General features: G+C 35.5%; 14 protein-coding genes. 10 read left to right on the top strand and 4 right to left on the bottom strand.

Annotated features, from left to right (window positions below; all coding sequences use genetic code 11):
• Window positions 1-170: 170 nt before the first annotated feature.
• The 4 genes from murC (at window position 171) to ftsZ (ending at window position 5,307) form a co-directional block, all read left to right on the top strand.
• Complete coding sequence (gene murC, locus K350_RS0108870) at window positions 171-1,547, top strand: UDP-N-acetylmuramate--L-alanine ligase (RefSeq protein WP_342665040.1); 1,377 nt, start codon at window positions 171-173, stop codon at window positions 1,545-1,547.
• Complete coding sequence (locus K350_RS0108865; RefSeq protein WP_051312999.1) at window positions 1,525-2,304, top strand: cell division protein FtsQ/DivIB; 780 nt, start codon at window positions 1,525-1,527, stop codon at window positions 2,302-2,304. Before murC ends, K350_RS0108865 begins: the two co-directional genes overlap by 23 nt.
• 21 nt (window positions 2,305-2,325) lie before the next feature.
• Window positions 2,326-3,636: a cell division protein FtsA gene (gene ftsA / locus K350_RS0108860; RefSeq protein ID WP_028979603.1), complete on the top strand. Its 1,311-nt coding sequence runs from the start codon at window positions 2,326-2,328 to the stop codon at window positions 3,634-3,636.
• Between the two features lie 96 nt (window positions 3,637-3,732).
• Window positions 3,733-5,307, top strand: a complete 1,575-nt coding sequence (ftsZ, locus tag K350_RS0108855) for a cell division protein FtsZ (protein WP_028979602.1) — start codon at window positions 3,733-3,735, stop codon at window positions 5,305-5,307.
• 293 nt (window positions 5,308-5,600) lie between these two features.
• Here the strand turns inward: ftsZ and K350_RS0108850 are convergent, their stop codons facing one another.
• Both K350_RS0108850 and K350_RS0108845 read right to left on the bottom strand, forming a co-directional pair.
• A complete protein-coding gene (locus K350_RS0108850; RefSeq protein ID WP_037574846.1) occupies window positions 5,601-7,751 on the bottom strand; it encodes a SulP family inorganic anion transporter in 2,151 nt (716 codons plus the stop codon).
• A 208-nt stretch (window positions 7,752-7,959) separates the two neighbouring features.
• On the bottom strand, window positions 7,960-8,484 hold the full coding sequence (locus K350_RS0108845) for an NADPH-dependent FMN reductase (RefSeq protein WP_028979600.1): 525 nt from the start codon (window positions 8,482-8,484) through the stop codon (window positions 7,960-7,962).
• 414 nt (window positions 8,485-8,898) lie between these two features.
• On the opposite strand from K350_RS0108845, the gene K350_RS32315 reads away from it, so the two are divergent.
• From K350_RS32315 to K350_RS0108815, 5 genes are all read left to right on the top strand, one after another.
• The gene (locus K350_RS32315) at window positions 8,899-9,039 is read left to right on the top strand and encodes a hypothetical protein (protein ID WP_156026980.1); all 141 of its coding nucleotides are present in this window, start codon (window positions 8,899-8,901) and stop codon (window positions 9,037-9,039) included.
• Window positions 9,040-9,416: 377 nt separating this feature from the next.
• Window positions 9,417-10,811, top strand: a complete 1,395-nt coding sequence (locus K350_RS28045; protein ID WP_037574843.1) for a hypothetical protein — start codon at window positions 9,417-9,419, stop codon at window positions 10,809-10,811.
• Window positions 10,812-10,913: 102 nt separating this feature from the next.
• The gene (locus K350_RS0108825) at window positions 10,914-11,591 is read left to right on the top strand and encodes a response regulator transcription factor (protein ID WP_028979599.1); all 678 of its coding nucleotides are present in this window, start codon (window positions 10,914-10,916) and stop codon (window positions 11,589-11,591) included.
• Window positions 11,588-12,841 carry a sensor histidine kinase gene (locus K350_RS0108820; protein ID WP_028979598.1) on the top strand — a complete coding sequence of 418 codons (1,254 nt, stop codon included), beginning with the start codon at window positions 11,588-11,590 and terminating at the stop codon, window positions 12,839-12,841. Before K350_RS0108825 ends, K350_RS0108820 begins: the two co-directional genes overlap by 4 nt.
• A 93-nt stretch (window positions 12,842-12,934) precedes the next feature.
• Window positions 12,935-13,285 carry a hypothetical protein gene (locus tag K350_RS0108815; RefSeq protein ID WP_028979597.1) on the top strand — a complete coding sequence of 117 codons (351 nt, stop codon included), beginning with the start codon at window positions 12,935-12,937 and terminating at the stop codon, window positions 13,283-13,285.
• Window positions 13,286-13,348: 63 nt separating this feature from the next.
• On the opposite strand, the gene K350_RS28040 is transcribed toward K350_RS0108815, so the two are convergent.
• Window positions 13,349-13,678, bottom strand: coding sequence for an HAD family hydrolase (locus K350_RS28040; protein ID WP_037574839.1), 330 nt, complete (start codon window positions 13,676-13,678; stop codon window positions 13,349-13,351).
• Between the two features lie 213 nt (window positions 13,679-13,891).
• Window positions 13,892-15,082, bottom strand: coding sequence for a glycosyltransferase family protein (locus K350_RS0108805; RefSeq protein ID WP_028979596.1), 1,191 nt, complete (start codon window positions 15,080-15,082; stop codon window positions 13,892-13,894).
• A 179-nt stretch (window positions 15,083-15,261) separates the two neighbouring features.
• Between K350_RS0108805 and K350_RS28035 the strand changes: the two genes are divergently transcribed.
• Window positions 15,262-15,864: an SGNH/GDSL hydrolase family protein gene (locus K350_RS28035; RefSeq protein WP_037574836.1), complete on the top strand. Its 603-nt coding sequence runs from the start codon at window positions 15,262-15,264 to the stop codon at window positions 15,862-15,864.

Here is a 15,864-nt window from a genome sequence, read left to right as displayed (position 1 = left end):
AGCTTAAAGTAAAAAGTAGTAAGACAAAGGATTGATTCAGACTCTGGCAGTCAATGAAGTCCTTCTCCTTCAGGAGAAGGATTTAGGATGAGGTCCTTTTAAGTTATAAGTTTTAAGAATCTTAAGATTTTTAAAAAGAGTAAAGCAGATATTTTTATAATAGTTTGAAATTGGAAAAGTTTAGCAACGTCTACTTTATTGGTATAGGCGGTATTGGTATGAGTGCATTGGCAAGATGGTTTCGTGGAAGCGGATACCACGTAGCTGGGTATGATCGTACCAGAACTCCTCTTACCGAACAGCTTGAAGCTGAAGGAATGCTCATTCACTATGAGGATGACGTTAAACTTATCCCTCTGGACTTTATAGATGATGCACTCATCGTTTACACACCTGCAATTCCTGCTGACCATAAAGAGCTTAATTATTTCAAAGCTCAGGGAAGACAATTGTGGAAGAGATCTGAGATTCTCGGAAAAATAACTGAAAAGGTATTTACTGTTGCAATTGCCGGCACGCATGGCAAGACAACCACTTCTTCAATGGTTGCCCACATACTTAAATATGCAGGCAAAAATGTATTTGCATTTGTAGGTGGAATCACTCAGAATTATAAATCAAATCTTCTGGTTGGAGACAAGAATGCTGGTGAGCAGGTAATGGTAGTTGAAGCGGATGAGTATGACAGATCTTTTTTAAGGTTAAGTCCGGCTATTGCAGTCATCACAGCAATGGATCCTGATCATCTTGATATTTATAAGGACGAAGCAGATTTTGTCGATACATTTAATCAGTTTGCGGGCCAAGTGAAGAGCAATGGTGTTGTTTTTGCTCAAGGTAGTTGTCCTGTAAGAAAAATTGATAAAAGCAGAACTTTAAATTCTTACGGAGAAGCTGGTTCTGATTTTTCTCCTTTCAATAAAAGAATTGAAAACGGATATTATATCTATGATCTTAAAACACCTGCAGGAATTATAACCAATATTGCTTTAGGTGTTCCTGGTGATCATAATGTTCAAAATTCCGTTGCAGCTTTCGCAGTTGGCCTTCAGTTAGGAATATCAGCCGAAACAATTAAAGGTGCATTAAAGGAGTTTAAAGGAGTAAAGCGCCGTTTCGATTATATATATAGATCTGAAAAGATAACGTACATAGATGACTATGCACATCATCCAACAGAAATCAAAGCATTTCTCAGTGCTGTGAAGGAGATTTATAAAGATAAAAAGGTAACTGCAATTTTTCAGCCTCATCTTTTTTCTAGGACGAGAGATTTTATGGATGGATTTGCAGAAAGTTTGTCAATACCTGATGCGTTAATTCTTCTTGAAATATATCCTGCAAGAGAGTTGCCGATACCGGGAATAACTTCTTCCGTTTTACTTGACAAAATAAATCTGACAGAGAAAAAGGTAGTTGCAAAGTCAGATCTGATGAAAACTCTTGAGTCAACAGATACTGATATACTTGTTACTATCGGAGCAGGAGATATAGATCAGTTTATAGAACCAATAAAAAACTTACTTGAAAAAGAAGCCGGTCATTAATAGTTTCAGGATAAAGAGGAAGGTTTATTATATCCTCGGATCCATAGTGCTTTTCACGCTTATCAGCTTTGTTGAGAAAAAGCAGGCAGACAAAGAGATAAAAGCTATCAATGTTCATATCGATTATGAATATGACAATTATTTTGTGACAGAAGAAAAAGTATTAGACCTGATATCAAAGAACGGAACAGATCGTATTATTGGTGCTTCGTATAATGATATTGATCTTAAAACGCTTGAATTGAGAATAAAAAGTCATAAATTTGTAGAAGAAGCAGAGGTATATAAAGATCTCAAAGGCAATCTAACTGTTGAAGTGAGCCAGTGCAGGCCAGTAGCAAGAGTTGTGCAGTCGGACGGACCGCATGCATATATCGGGAGTTCAGGTAATACACTTTCAACTTCAGATGATTTTACTGCAAGAGTATTACTGATAGATGGATCAGGTTCTGCTAAACTAACGAAGAAAGAATTTTTCGAGTCTGAAGAAGGCAAGCCATATCTTGATCTGATAAATTTTCTGGATCAGGATAAATTCTGGAAAGCACAAATTACTCAGCTGACAGTGGAGAGAAATGGAGACATTTCAATGTATACTCAGATCGGAGACCAACTGATATTGTTTGGTAAACCGGAAGAGGTGGAGAATAAATTCAAGAGGCTGAAGATTTTTTACAAAGAGATTCTTCCGACAAAAGGATGGAACTCTTACAACAAAGTGAATCTTAAATTCAAGGATCAAATTATTTGTGAATAATATTATTACTTTTTACATCCTATGCAAAAAGATAAAATAGTAGTCGGTCTGGATATTGGTACAACCAAAATCTGTGTAATAGTGGGCCGCAAGAATGAATACGGAAAACTGGAAATTCTCGGAATGGGAAAAGCGGTTTCCGAAGGTGTGATACGTGGGATGGTAACTAATATTAATACCACAGTAAATGCTATAACCAAAGCTATTAAAGAAGCAGAGGAAGCATCAGGTATAGATATAAAAGTGGTAAATGTCGGGATTGCCGGGCAACATATTAAAAGTTCCATGCACCATGGCAGCATTACACGTCAGACCACTGATGATGAAATCACCGTTGAAGATATCAACCGAATTACTAATGACATGTACAAAACTGTCATGCCATTTGGTTGTGAGATCATTCACGTGATGCCTCAGGATTATGTTGTTGATTATGAAGAAGGAATTAAAGATCCTGTTGGTATGACTGGCATAAGACTGGAAGCTGATTTTCATGTAATCACTGCTCAGACAAATGCTATCAGCAATATCAATAAATGCGTGTTAAGATCTGGCCTGGAAATTGATAACCTGATTCTTGAGCCTCTGGCTTCAAGTCTAGCGGTTTTAAGTGATGAAGAAAAAGAGGCTGGTGTAGTATTGGTTGATATTGGAGGCGGAACAACAGATATCGCTATATTCCATGATAGTATAATTCGCCATACAGCAGTAATTCCTTTCGGAGGAAATATTATCACATCTGATATCAAGTCGGGCTGCAATGTAATGCAGAACCAGGCGGAGCTTTTGAAGATCAAGTTCGGAAGAGCTATGGCTGAAGAAGCAAACGGTAATGAAATCGTTTCAATACCGGGTTTGAGAAATAGACCTCCGAGAGAGATCTCCATAAAAAATCTTTCTCACATCATTCAGGCAAGAATGGAGGAGATCATTGAGTTGGTGCATTCTGAAATCATCTGTTCTGGATATGAAGGTAAGCTTGCCGGAGGTATTGTCATCACAGGTGGTGGTTCTCAACTTCAAAATGTAAAGCAACTATTTGAATACATGACTGGGATGGATGCAAGAATAGGTTATCCTAACGAGCATCTTGGAAAGAGCAAGATAGAAGCAGTAAAGAGCCCTATGTATGCAACTTCTGTAGGTCTTGTATTGGCTGGTTTCCGTGCGATTGATGACAGGGAAAACAGATATATGGAAATGGATTCAACCGGAAAGCATGTGAATCAACAGAAGAAAAAAGAAGATAACAGTACTCAGTTTTTAAAGAGAATCATTGACAGAACAAAAGGTCTTCTGATTGATGATCTTGATGATAAAGGTGATTATTAATAAAAAGAAAATTATTAATTTTGTAATAATACCTGATTGTTTAAGTTTAAGTAATTATAATTCAAAGTAATCAATATAACTCTTAATAGAAGCATTATGTCACAGCTTTCTTATAAGTTCGATTTACCCAGTCATCATAAGTCCATCATCAAGGTTATTGGTGTTGGTGGTGGGGGAAGTAATGCTGTCAATCACATGTATGGCATGGGCATCAAAGACGTCGAATTTGTTGTCTGTAATACTGATGTTCAGGCATTAAAGGCAAGCCCTGTGCCTACTAAGATTCAGATAGGAGTCAACCTTACTGACGGACTGGGAGCTGGAGCAAATCCTGAGAAAGGCAAGAATGCTGCTATTGAAAGTAAAGAAGAAATCCGCGAGTTTTTAAGCAATAATACTAAAATGCTTTTCATCACTGCCGGAATGGGTGGTGGTACTGGCACAGGAGCTGCTCCTGTTATTGCAAAACTCGCTAAAGAAATGGATATACTTACTGTTGCTATAGTAACAGTTCCGTTTTCTTTTGAAGGTAAAAAGAAAAGACTTCAGGCTGATCATGGTATTGCTGAATTAAAGCAGTATTGCGATACGGTGCTTATTATTCTTAATGATAAGTTAAGAGAAATATATGGTAACCTGGCAATCAGAGATGCATTTGCACAAGCTGATAATGTCCTAACCAATGCTGCAAAAAGTATAGCAGAGATCATTACTGTAACAAGTGAAGTGAACGTAGATTTTGAAGACGTTAAAACTGTAATGTCGAACTCTGGAGCAGCAGTAATGGGATCAGCCGTTACGGGTGGTGAAAACAGAGCAAGACGTGCAGCTGAAGAATCGTTGTCTTCACCGTTGCTTAATAACACAGACATTCACGGTGCTAAGAAGATCCTTCTTTCAATTATGTCCGGGGATCAGGCTCAGCTTACCATGGATGAGCTTACTGAAATCACAGACTACATTGAAGAAAGAGCAGGTGATGATGCTGAAGTTATTTTCGGAGAAGGTATCGACGCAGCTCTTGGAGATCAGATTCGTGTTACTGTTATTGCTACTGGCTTCCATGAAAAGGAGTTTGTACCGGTAAAAAAAACAGTTATTGATCTTGAATCAGAGCGTCAGATAAACGTTGCAAAGCGTGAAGTTTTGCCAACTCAGCAGTTTACAACTCCTCCTGTTAACAGGGTAGATCCGCAGCCACCTGTGAATCAAAACAATGTTAGAAGGAATCAGGGAGAGATGTTGTCTTTTGAATTTGACAATCAGAAATCTCAATCTCCTGAAAGAAGTTATGATTTTCAGGATGATAGAAGAAATACAGAATCATACTTTGAAGGACCGAAGAAAACAGAAGATACTCCAAAATATCATTCTTTCGATATGAAGAAGCCTCAAACTAACGAGGATTCATTTTATGAGGAAGAAAAAAAGAAGCAGCTTATGCAACAGGCTAATGAGAGAATCAAGAAGCTGAAGGGACTTAGCAGCATGAATACATCCATGAATCCTGATGAGTTCAAAGAGAAGCTGGATGTTCCTGCTTATATGAGAAAGAATGTAAATCTTCAGGATTACCCTCATTCTTCTGAAAGAAACATTTCAAGGTTCAATTTGAATGATGATAATGAAATTCTAGGAAACAATAAGTTTCTTCATGACAATGTAGATTAATTGTCTAAGTAGATTTTATTTTTTTGTCAAAAAGTAACCCTAAAACCGAAAGCCTTGTCCTTAGACAAGGCTTTTTTATTTTATGTATAAACTAGCAAGGGGAGAGATAATTCTTTATTAGAAGGAGGATATAGAATGGATGCAATTAAATTTTCAAGAGTGAGAATTCGCTAGCGGAGATGAAGGTTCGCTGCAAAACTTATTTCTTAGATGAATCAAAGTCCTTCTCCATCAGAAGAAGGATTTAGGATGAGGTCTTTTTCTGAAATCAATTTTGAAATTTGAGTTTATGTTTAAATTTTAAACTTATAGATCTCAGGTATTGAAGAGGTTGATTCAATATTAACATTCAAATCTTTTAATGACCCATTGGCAATGTCATAAACCCAGCCATGTATAATCGGGAATTTACCGTTTTTCCACTCCTCCTGAATTACTGACATTTTTGAAAGATTAAGAACCTGTTCTAATACTACAAGTTCTACCATTCTGTTGAATTTAGCTTTTTCGTCTTCTATTGCATCTAGTTCTTCCTGATACTTATCGTAGATGTCTTTGATATTACTTAACCAGTTATCTATTAAACCCAGTTTCTGATTGCCCATGGCAGCTTTAACTCCACCGCATTCATAATGACCGCAAACGATAACATGCTTTACTTTTAATACACTGACTGCGTATTGCAATACACTCATCAGATTGAAGTCTGTTTTAATAACAAGATTTGCGATGTTTCTGTGTACGAATATTTCGCCCGGGTCAGTCTGAGTTATTTCGTCAGTAGCAACACGACTGTCGGAGCAACCTATCCAGAGGAACTTAGGTGCCTGGCCCTTTGCCATCCGTTTAAAGTATTCCGGATCAATATCTGTTCTTTGTTTTACCCATTCCTTATTTCTATCCAATAATGCGTGAAAAGCGTTTTCGTCAGAGTCAAGTTTATATTGGGTTTTGATTAATTCCGTTTTCCTCTGTAAGTGATCAGAGGCAGTTTTGAAATCTTCAATTACCTCAGCAATATCATTATCAATGAATGAAGCTTTGGAGCCATCTATGACTACGTTTTTGGTCTTAGGAATTTGGTTAAGTTTAGTAATCAGCTGAGGTTTGTTAAGAAAGGATACGTCTTTATTTAACCTGACATATACAGTATCTCCGCTACCATCTCCATCAACAGAGATAGCAGAATGGAAGTTGGTTCTGACCACGGAAATAACTCCTGCAATACTTCCTATTAGAATTCCTATAAGTAGATTGGTGGCGAGAGTTGCAATTATTGTAATTGCAAATGGAATGAAAGTTGCCCAGCCAAGTGAAAATTCTTCTTTAATAATCGCTGGTCTTACAAGTTTGAATCCAACACCTATAAGGACTGCAGCCAGCACCCCTAGCGGGACATGATGCATGAATTGCGGGATTAGAAACACTGCTAAAATCAAAAAGATGCCATGAATAATTGCAGATACTTTTGTCTTGGCGCCCGAGTCTGCATTTGCTTTGCTTCTTACAATTAAAGCTGTTAATGGCAAACCTCCCAGTAATCCTGATACTATGTTACCAGCACCTTGCGCGAGCAGTTCATGATTTACATGTGGTTGCCTTTTGTGAGGATCAATTTTTTCAATTGCTTCAAGTGTAACAAGGCTTTCAACAGAAGCAACTAATGCAAGAGTAAAAGCGAGATAGATTATTTTCCCATTAAACAGTAATGAAAAATCTGGAAGCTTGAATCCGTGAAATAAATTTGTGTCGGGAATAGAAACAAGCTCGCTTTCCGGAAGCTGTATATTGAAGTATAATTCAAGAATCGCATAGAACAATGTACCTGTAAGCATTGCTACAAGTGCAGACGGGAACCATGAGTATTTTCTTTTAAGTACTATGTCCCAAAAGATATATACTCCTAAACTCACAAGGGTTATCAAAAGCACATGAGGATTAATATGCTCAAAGGCATTTGTAATCATTGAGAATTTACCGTTGTCTCCTGAGTCCATAAACTCATCAACTTCAAATATTTTGGAGTGGTAGCCCAATGCATAAGGAATTTGTTTTATGATAAGAATAAGTCCTATTGCAGCAAGCATTCCTTTTATGACAGAGGATGGAAAGAAATATGCGATAATTCCTGCTCTTATTGCGCCAAATAGTATTTGTAATACACCCGCAAGAACAATAGCTACAGAAAATGCTTCAAAACTTCCCAGATCTTTGACTGCACCAGCCACAATTATAGCCAGCCCGGCTGCAGGGCCACTTACACTTAGCTGTGATTTACTTATTATTGATACTACAATTCCACCGACTATCCCCGCTATAATGCCAGAGAATAAAGGTGCATTGGAAGCCAGGCTAAGCCCAAGACAAAGTGGTAGTGCTATGAAAAAGACAACTAGCCCTGATGGCAGATCGTGTTTTAGATCTGATAATTTGTAATTAACCATAAAATATAAAATCCCTCTGTTGTATGAAAAGTTTAAAAAATAAGGCCTGGCCTTTTTATCATTTCTTTCCTTGAACCTTCAGCTTTTCAGGTTTTTATCCAAGTCCTGATAAGAATGGATTAGGTATGGCGTCTTAGGGCGCATTAATTATGCCAAACAAAAGAGATTAGAGAGTTTTAATGGTAGTTTAACAGAGTTTTAAGACTCCCTAAAATTCTATAAATGCACTGGCTTGAGCTTCTATAAGGCTTGAAACAAAAGGATCCAGAATTACCCCTTCCTTGAAGTTGTTTTCTACCCTCGATATTCTTGGTTTTATTGCCAGTACATTCATACCAAGATAATTTAAAATATCAGTAAGATGGCTCAATGCAAGGGCTCCTCCCATAACTCCCGATGATATACCCACAAGTGCTCCTTTCTTATTTTTGAAGGTATTTGGATAACTTAGCCCATCTATAAATCCCTTTAAAACTCCGGGGAAAGAGTTGTTATATTCAGGAACTATAAATACAAATTTATCCGACTCTTTAACATAATCAGATAGGATATTAAAATCCGGATCTTTACCAGTATTCTCATATAGAGCGGAGAAGATAAATCTTTCAGGTAGTTTACTCAGATCGAGAATCTGACTTTCGGCTCCGTGTTTCTTCAATACCTTTTGATAGTATTCTGCAATTTTTATCGAATTGGATGGAACCCTGTTAGTACCTGATATTATTGTAATCATAAAATGTATATGCCTTGAAATTGCCTGTTGATTGGTTTCTCAGAAAGGCTTCTTATTATTTTAATACTAAAGAAAATATAAAATTTTCATAAATGTAAATATTTGAAAGAAAAGGTTAAGTATAAATGAATTGGGTATTGCCATATTTAAAAACTAATCCCAGAATTTCAATTGAGACTGAAAATCTATTCCTGTTATTTATATGTTTATTAAAATAGTCGAAGTGGCTCATCAAACTATTAGGATATGGAAAAATGAAAATAAAGATGTGGTAAATCTTTATTTTTTACTGTTTGAATGCGCTGCAATATATTTTGCAGGTCGTTGATTTTGAGTTGTGAAGGCCATTGGTTAACTCAGATTTACTTCAGAATCTGACGTTAAATTTGATGCAATGCTCATTCATATTAAAGTATGAAAACAGAAATCTCATCACTGGAAATTTCTCCAACAGGTCTTGCAGGTTTATTTGCAAAACCGGAAGTCGGGTGTATTATCCGGTTTTCTGATATATCTGATAGCATTGTCATTATTTCTTGGAATTGCTATGGCTAACGGATTTCCGCCTATTGCTAGAATTAAAACAGCAATTGTAGGAGGGATTTTGAAAGGCTTTCATTCTTAAAGATCATCTAAGGTTTTTCGAACAAAACACATTTTACAATGTTGAAAGCCTCATAAATGAAGCAATAATTTATAAATCAGAAGCATTAATGCCGGTGGATGAAATACTCAAGCTACTTAACTATTTTAAGACATTCTTAAGTATCCTATCTAAGCGACAAATTCTAGAATCGAAATAAATTTGTAAGAAACACAAGTGTTCATTAATATTAAGGTTGTCTCATTTTTAAACTAAAATAAATTCAAGTTTAAAGGCTATTTAATGAATGAGACCGGCCTTTTATTTAAATGTTTAAATTTAGTTAGTAATGAAAAAAAAATCATCCCTTACTATTCTTGTGTTTTTGTTTTCTCTATATACGTTTGCACAAACAGATAGTCTGAAATCTTTTACAAGTCTTGCTCCTGTTGAAGATAAACCATTAAAATTTTCTCTGAACAATGATGGATCAAGATATTTTCAGATAACCTTCTTGAATCAGGCATGGGTAAGGTTTAATGAAAGCAATGCTGGAACTACAGTATTTGGAGACCTTCAGGAAAATACCTTTGATATTGGATTGAGACGTACGCGAATCCAAATGTACGGGCAAGTTACGGAAAGAGCGTTTGTTTATTTTCAGTTTGGTATGAATAACTTCAATCGCACCTACCAGATGGATAACAACAGAAAAATTCAGTCCTTCTTTCATGATGCAGTGGGAGAGTACCGTCTTACCAAAGGCAATGAACTAAAACTGGGAGGAGGCCTTACAATAGCCAACGGCCTATCAAGGTTTTCAAACCCGAGTGTAGGAACTATAATGACGCTCGACCTTCCCGTCTTTGCTCAGGCTACAGTGGATCAGACAGATCTTTTTTCCAGAAAGTTGAGTGTATATGCTCGTGGGCAGCTAGGTAAGCTAGATTACAGAGTCGTTTTGAGTGACCCGTTTTCCATAAATTCAGCCGGAACTTCTGTTGTTACCAATGCAGCAGGAAATATTCAGGCTATAACTAAGAAAGCTCCTGACTCTAAAGATGCTACATTTGCTAATGTCGGTCATACATATCAATATCAAGGTTATTTTTCTTATAACTTCTGGGAAAAGGAATCAAATCTGACTCCATATATGACTGGTACATATCTTGGAAAAAGGAAGGTGTTGAATATTGCAGCAGGCGCAATCTATCAGTCAAAAGCAATGTGGAGACTTAGCGAGGACTCTGTTACAAAGTATGATGATATGTTTTTATGGTGTGTGGAAGGATATCTTGATAGCTATGTTAACAAAGGTAAGAATGATGCTATTTCAGCGTACCTTGGTTATTTCAATTATAATTTTGGTAAAAATTATTTAAGGTATAATGGTATAATGAATCCTGCAAATGGTCTTGTAAATGGAGTAAACGCTCCTTCGGGTTCATTTGGTAATGCAGTTCCAATGATGGGTACGGGACAGATTATTTATGCTCAACTAGGATATTTACTTCCGCATGAATCCAGTAAACCTGGGATTATGCCTTTTATAAGTTACACTCGTTCTGATTTTGATAAACTCAAAGATCCAGCGAATCTTTATGATGTTGGAGTAAATCTTTTGATGAATGGACATAAATCAAAATTGTCATTTGATTACCAGAACAGACCCGCATACAATGCTGATTATAAAGTAAGTCAAAGAAAGAGTTGCTTTATATTGCAGTACCAGATTTTTATATAGCATTAGTTAAAGTAAGTAAGTTTGTTTAGTTTGTTTATTTGTGGGAAGGAAGGCGTAGTAGTCTTCTTTCCTTTTGTTAAAGAGGACTAATAGTTTATTGACATGAAAGTTTTGATAATTGAAGACGAAAAGGAGCTTAGGTATGACATGGTGAGCTATCTTTCGCAGGAAGGCTTTCTCTGTGAATCTGCCAAAAATTATAGTGAAGCAATTGATAAGATTGGCGTTTATGAATACGACTGCTATGTGGTAGATATTATGTTGCCAGGAGGCACAGGCCTTGATCTTGTTAAGGCTATCAAGTCACAAAAGCATCAGGGAGGGATTATTATAGTTTCAGCAAAAAATTCAATAGAGGATAAAATCACGGGTCTTGAAATAGGTTCGGATGATTATCTTACAAAACCTTTTCATTTGTCTGAACTTAATGCCAGAATAAAATCAATTATCAGAAGAAGAAGTTTTAATGGTAATAATGAGATTCAATTCAATGAGATCCGGATATTGCCGGATTCCAGACAGGTTTATATTAACGGAAAAGAAGTTGCACTCACTGCAAAAGAATATGATCTCTTACTGTTTTTTATAGCCAACAAAGGAAGGGTAATTCCGAAGGACTCGATTGCAGAACACCTTTGGGGTGATTATATGGATCAGGCAGACTCCTTCGATTTTATTTATACTCACATAAAGAATTTAAGAAGAAAACTAGTACAACAAGGAGCGAAAGATTATCTTAACACTGTTTACGGTATAGGATATAAGTTTCAATCTGAATGAAGTTATTACAAAGAACTACTTTATATTACCTTTTATATTCGCTTTTTATATTTGGAATAGGAACGATTCTATTCTATATTTTTATTAAGATCATTCTATTGGATGGAATTGATGAGGCCATTCATCAAGAGAAAGTTCAGTTAGTTGCTAACCTCAATTATGAAAAAATAGGTGAAGGACTTCAACCGAGTAAAGATGTGTTGATTATGCCTGCCGAGGAAGTTGATGTTGAAAAAGATAAATATAAAACAATACCCATCTATGATTCGCTCTCTAAAGAATCTGTCGACTATAGGCAATTGACATCCTATCATAAAAATGGAGCAAATTGGTATAAGGTAACAATAAGGCAACCGCTGGCAGAAGCAGAATCTTTACTTAACAGTATTCTGCCGGTAGAAATAGGTCTTTTCCTGATTTTGCTGGGAGGAGTCCTTCTTATGAATAGGTTTATACTTGCTAAAATTTGGCAACCCTTTTATGTCCTGTTGGATAAATTAAAAAAGTATAACCTTGAGACTACTAAGGTTATACCTTATGAATCCACTGATATCATCGAGTTTCGGGATTTGAACATCAATGTCGAAAAAATGACTGAGCGTATTTATAAAGATTTTCTTACTCAGAAAGAATTTAATGAGAACTCTTCACATGAAATGCAAACTCCGCTGGCCATTATTAAAAACAAACTGGAGTTGATCATTCAGTCAAAAAACCTTACGGAACAAGAGATGATTCATATTCAGTCTATTTTCAGTGCGGTAAAAAGACTGACATTATTAAATAAAGGATTATTACTTCTGAGTAAAATTGAAAACAGACAGTTTACTCAGAAAGAAAATGTAAATCTGGGAGAATTGCTTCAGTCTATTTTTAATCACCTTGAAGAACAAATCAATGATAAAAATATAAGTACTGAAATAGAAATTAAAAGTAAGGATACACTTCTGACTAATCGAGTGCTTATAGAAGGCTTGCTAAATAATCTTATCTCTAACTCTATTAAACATAATATCCAAAACGGTAGAATTATGGCAGAGCTTACAGATAAACATTTTATTATTACGAACACAGGCACCGCACTCAACTTTCCTGCTGACGAAATGTTTGAACGTTTTCGGAAGGATTCTGCTGTAGAAAACTCAGTGGGACTGGGTTTATCAATTGTCAAAAAAATATGCGATTTCCTGGATTATAAAATTATTTATATACATCAGGATGGTTTACATACTTTGGTTATAAATTTCTAATGCGTATAAATCATTAAGTATTTCCACTAGGTTTCAGCTTCAAAATGTTTTCAGAATTCCAAATTACCTTTACAATCATAAATATTAAAGGTGATGAAAACATTATTCTGGACTATTATCATGACCATTGTTGTGATATTGTCAGTTGCCGGGTACACGGTTGCCAATAGAAAAATTTTGGTTTCACCTGTTCTTGTAGCCCTTGATAGTAAAGAGTTACTTCAAAAAATTACGCTAACCTGGATTCAATTGCCCATTCAGACCAGAAAATATATTTCTGATCATTTTTCGGGTTGCAGAATAGAAGAGATGAGTGAGTTGAAATCCCCAAAGTCGGACAAAATAGAAGTATTTTTATTCAAGGATCACTATAGATACGAACTTCTTTTTAACAAGGAAGGTGAACTCTTAAAACAAATTAAGCATGTAAGGCAAAGTCAATAAGTAAGTTAAGTTTGTTTAAGGTAAAGTTAGAGGCTGCTCATTGAAAGCAGTCTCTTTTCTTTACTAAAAACCTAATAATTTTTCTTCAATCACCTTCCAATCTGTAAATTTAACAGATGTCTTCAGCTCAGAGAAATCAGGAGTGCCAAGATATAGTTCATCGAATTCTATCCCATTTGCGTCCAGCCATTCAAGAGTAACTTTACCAATATTTTTAATTCCGGAATTATAGGAGGAGAGATGTCGCTTTGTGAGAATAATAATATAATGTCCTGCTTTTCTTAGTTTATTGATCTTTTCTTTAGCCTCAGGGAAAGGTATTAAATTTTCAAAGGTTTCATTTTCTTTTTTGACAGGACATATTGTTCCATCAAGCGTTATAAATATTCTCATCGGTTTATTCCCTCTTTACAATAGAACTGGATTCTCTCTGTTTGGTTAAATCCTTAAAAAGTAAAAGTGAGTGAAGAACATTTTGGTAAAACGGCGTGTTCTTTAAATAGATATTTATATTTATTTTACTTTATTTCTTTATATAGTTAATTATAATTTTGAGGCTGTTAATCTTCGATATCTCATCCTCTGAAGATTACAGCCTCTTATATTTTATGCTTTTGAATAAAGCTTTTTGTCAATATAATCTTTTACAATTGTCTGAAAAATTTCAGCTTTTCTTTCCCAGGAATTTCCTCTTGCCCGTTCATATCTTTTTTCTTTTTTTTCTTTTGAATCGAGTATCAATTCTTCTTTAATTGATTTTAACATCTCTTCTTTAGAACTGCAAAAACGGACTACGTCTTTATAGTCCTTGATAAAGCTATAATTGAATGCGATAACAGATTTGCCTGCTGAAAGGTATTCATTTAGTCCTACCTCAAGTGGTGGATGGGAGTCTCCCTTGTTTAGTAATATGCCAATGTCGAAACTTGATACTAGTTCTGTAAACTCATCTCTTTTCTTATTTCCAATATGAGTGAAGTTAGGATACTTTTCAAGTTTTTTTAATACGGAATTATCAAGCACTTTACCCGAAAAGACGAAGTTGATGTCTTTCAGGTTTTCAATTAAGTATGTTGCTAAAGTTATATCAAAATCTTTATCTATGATCCCTATAAAACCAACAGTTATAGATTCTGATTTTGAGATAGACATACTGCGTTTATAGAAGTCTTCAAATCTTACACCATTTCGAATAAGAAAAGTAGCATCCTTAAAACATCTGATTTTGTTGTATAAAACTTCAGTATTAGTAATTACTACATCAGTGGCTTCTATATACTCTTTTTCAAGTAATGCCTGCTCATGAGATTCTTCTTCATCTGTACCTTCAAATGTATAATAAACATTTAGACTGTCATTAAATTTTTTCATAAGTGCCAAGCCATAGTCAGGATTAGCCCCGGAAATGAAAATGATGTCAGTAAGGTTTAAGAAGTGAATACTCTTTCTTAATTCTGTTTCTAAAATGCGGGCATTAAATGCGAGAAGTTTTTTATAAATCTCTTTATCCCTTATTTTGTTTAAGGGTAAAACAGGAGGAGGCGTTAATATGTAAACATTCGATCCTGTGCGTGATTTTTGAACTCTTAATCGTTTATCCAGATTAAGTATCTTTCGCACAGGAACTTCTTTCTTTCCTTTGATGCTGTCAAATATATCGCTGATTGAGTATTGATTTTCTACATATAGGACAGTATTCTCGCGGCTAAGTTCATGCATGATCTCTATCAGTGGAGAAGGGTTGCCACATTCCCAATGCTCATTTCCTAGACAGATAAATGTAAGGCCTTTTGTCATACACTTGTTTGTTTGAATTTCAAACCTGACTGTTTTATAAAAGTTTGTAAGAATTGTTAATTTTGCTTTGAATGCATTGGCTTTTTTTAATACAGCTATCCCTTGTTAAAGGGAAGATTCCTTAAGTGAATGCAGTTTGAAACGGCATTTGTAAGTTGATCGAAAAGAAGGTTTTTTAAATGATGAATAAAATTAAAATACTTGCCCTGGGCGATTCTTATACAATAGGAGAAGATGTTCCTCAAAGCGAAAGCTGGCCATATTTACTTAAAGGAAATTTAGAAAACAGAGGATTATCTGTTGAACTAAAAATTGTAGCTAAAACTGGTTGGACTACAGATGAGCTTGGGCTCGCAATAGAGCAAAGTGATTTAAAAAGAGAATATGATTTAGTGTTTCTGCTTATTGGAGTAAATAATCAATATAGAGGATACTGCATTGATAAATATCGAAATGAATTCAGAAGACTTTTACTGAAAGCTAAATCTTTCTCCGTAAATAATTCTGTTTTTATATTATCAATTCCAGATTGGTCCTGCACTCCATTTGCCTTGGAAAAGGATAAGTCAAAAATTTCTGAGGAGATTGATGCCTTTAATAAAGAGAACTTCGAAATATCTGAATCTGAGGGTGCTCATTATCTTAGTATTACCGGAATTAGTAGACGATCGGCCGATGATCCGAGATATACAGCTTCAGATGGTCTCCATCCGAGCGGGTTTCAATATGAGAAATGGGTTGAGAAGATTATCCTTAAGATAAGTTGGCCAGCCCAAATCTAA

Origin of the sequence: Sporocytophaga myxococcoides DSM 11118 (genome assembly GCF_000426725.1) — a bacterium.
In the GTDB taxonomy this organism is placed as follows: domain Bacteria; phylum Bacteroidota; class Bacteroidia; order Cytophagales; family Cytophagaceae; genus Sporocytophaga; species Sporocytophaga myxococcoides.
This window is presented reverse-complemented; position numbering and strand designations above follow the sequence as displayed.

Bases quoted from the DNA above. Each gene is read 5' to 3' on its own strand.
- ftsA (WP_028979603.1), top strand. From the start codon at position 2,326: ATGCAAAAAGATAAAATAGTAGTCGGTCTGGATATTGGTACAACCAAA.
- ftsZ (WP_028979602.1), top strand. From the start codon at position 3,733: ATGTCACAGCTTTCTTATAAGTTCGATTTACCCAGTCATCATAAGTCC.
- K350_RS0108850 (WP_037574846.1), bottom strand. From the start codon at position 7,751: ATGGTTAATTACAAATTATCAGATCTAAAACACGATCTGCCATCAGGG.
- K350_RS0108845 (WP_028979600.1), bottom strand. From the start codon at position 8,484: ATGATTACAATAATATCAGGTACTAACAGGGTTCCATCCAATTCGATA.
- K350_RS32315 (WP_156026980.1), top strand. From the start codon at position 8,899: ATGAAAACAGAAATCTCATCACTGGAAATTTCTCCAACAGGTCTTGCA.
- K350_RS28045 (WP_037574843.1), top strand. From the start codon at position 9,417: ATGAAAAAAAAATCATCCCTTACTATTCTTGTGTTTTTGTTTTCTCTA.
- K350_RS0108825 (WP_028979599.1), top strand. From the start codon at position 10,914: ATGAAAGTTTTGATAATTGAAGACGAAAAGGAGCTTAGGTATGACATG.
- K350_RS0108820 (WP_028979598.1), top strand. From the start codon at position 11,588: ATGAAGTTATTACAAAGAACTACTTTATATTACCTTTTATATTCGCTT.
- K350_RS0108815 (WP_028979597.1), top strand. From the start codon at position 12,935: ATGAAAACATTATTCTGGACTATTATCATGACCATTGTTGTGATATTG.
- K350_RS28040 (WP_037574839.1), bottom strand. From the start codon at position 13,678: ATGAGAATATTTATAACGCTTGATGGAACAATATGTCCTGTCAAAAAA.
- K350_RS0108805 (WP_028979596.1), bottom strand. From the start codon at position 15,082: ATGACAAAAGGCCTTACATTTATCTGTCTAGGAAATGAGCATTGGGAA.
- K350_RS28035 (WP_037574836.1), top strand. From the start codon at position 15,262: ATGATGAATAAAATTAAAATACTTGCCCTGGGCGATTCTTATACAATA.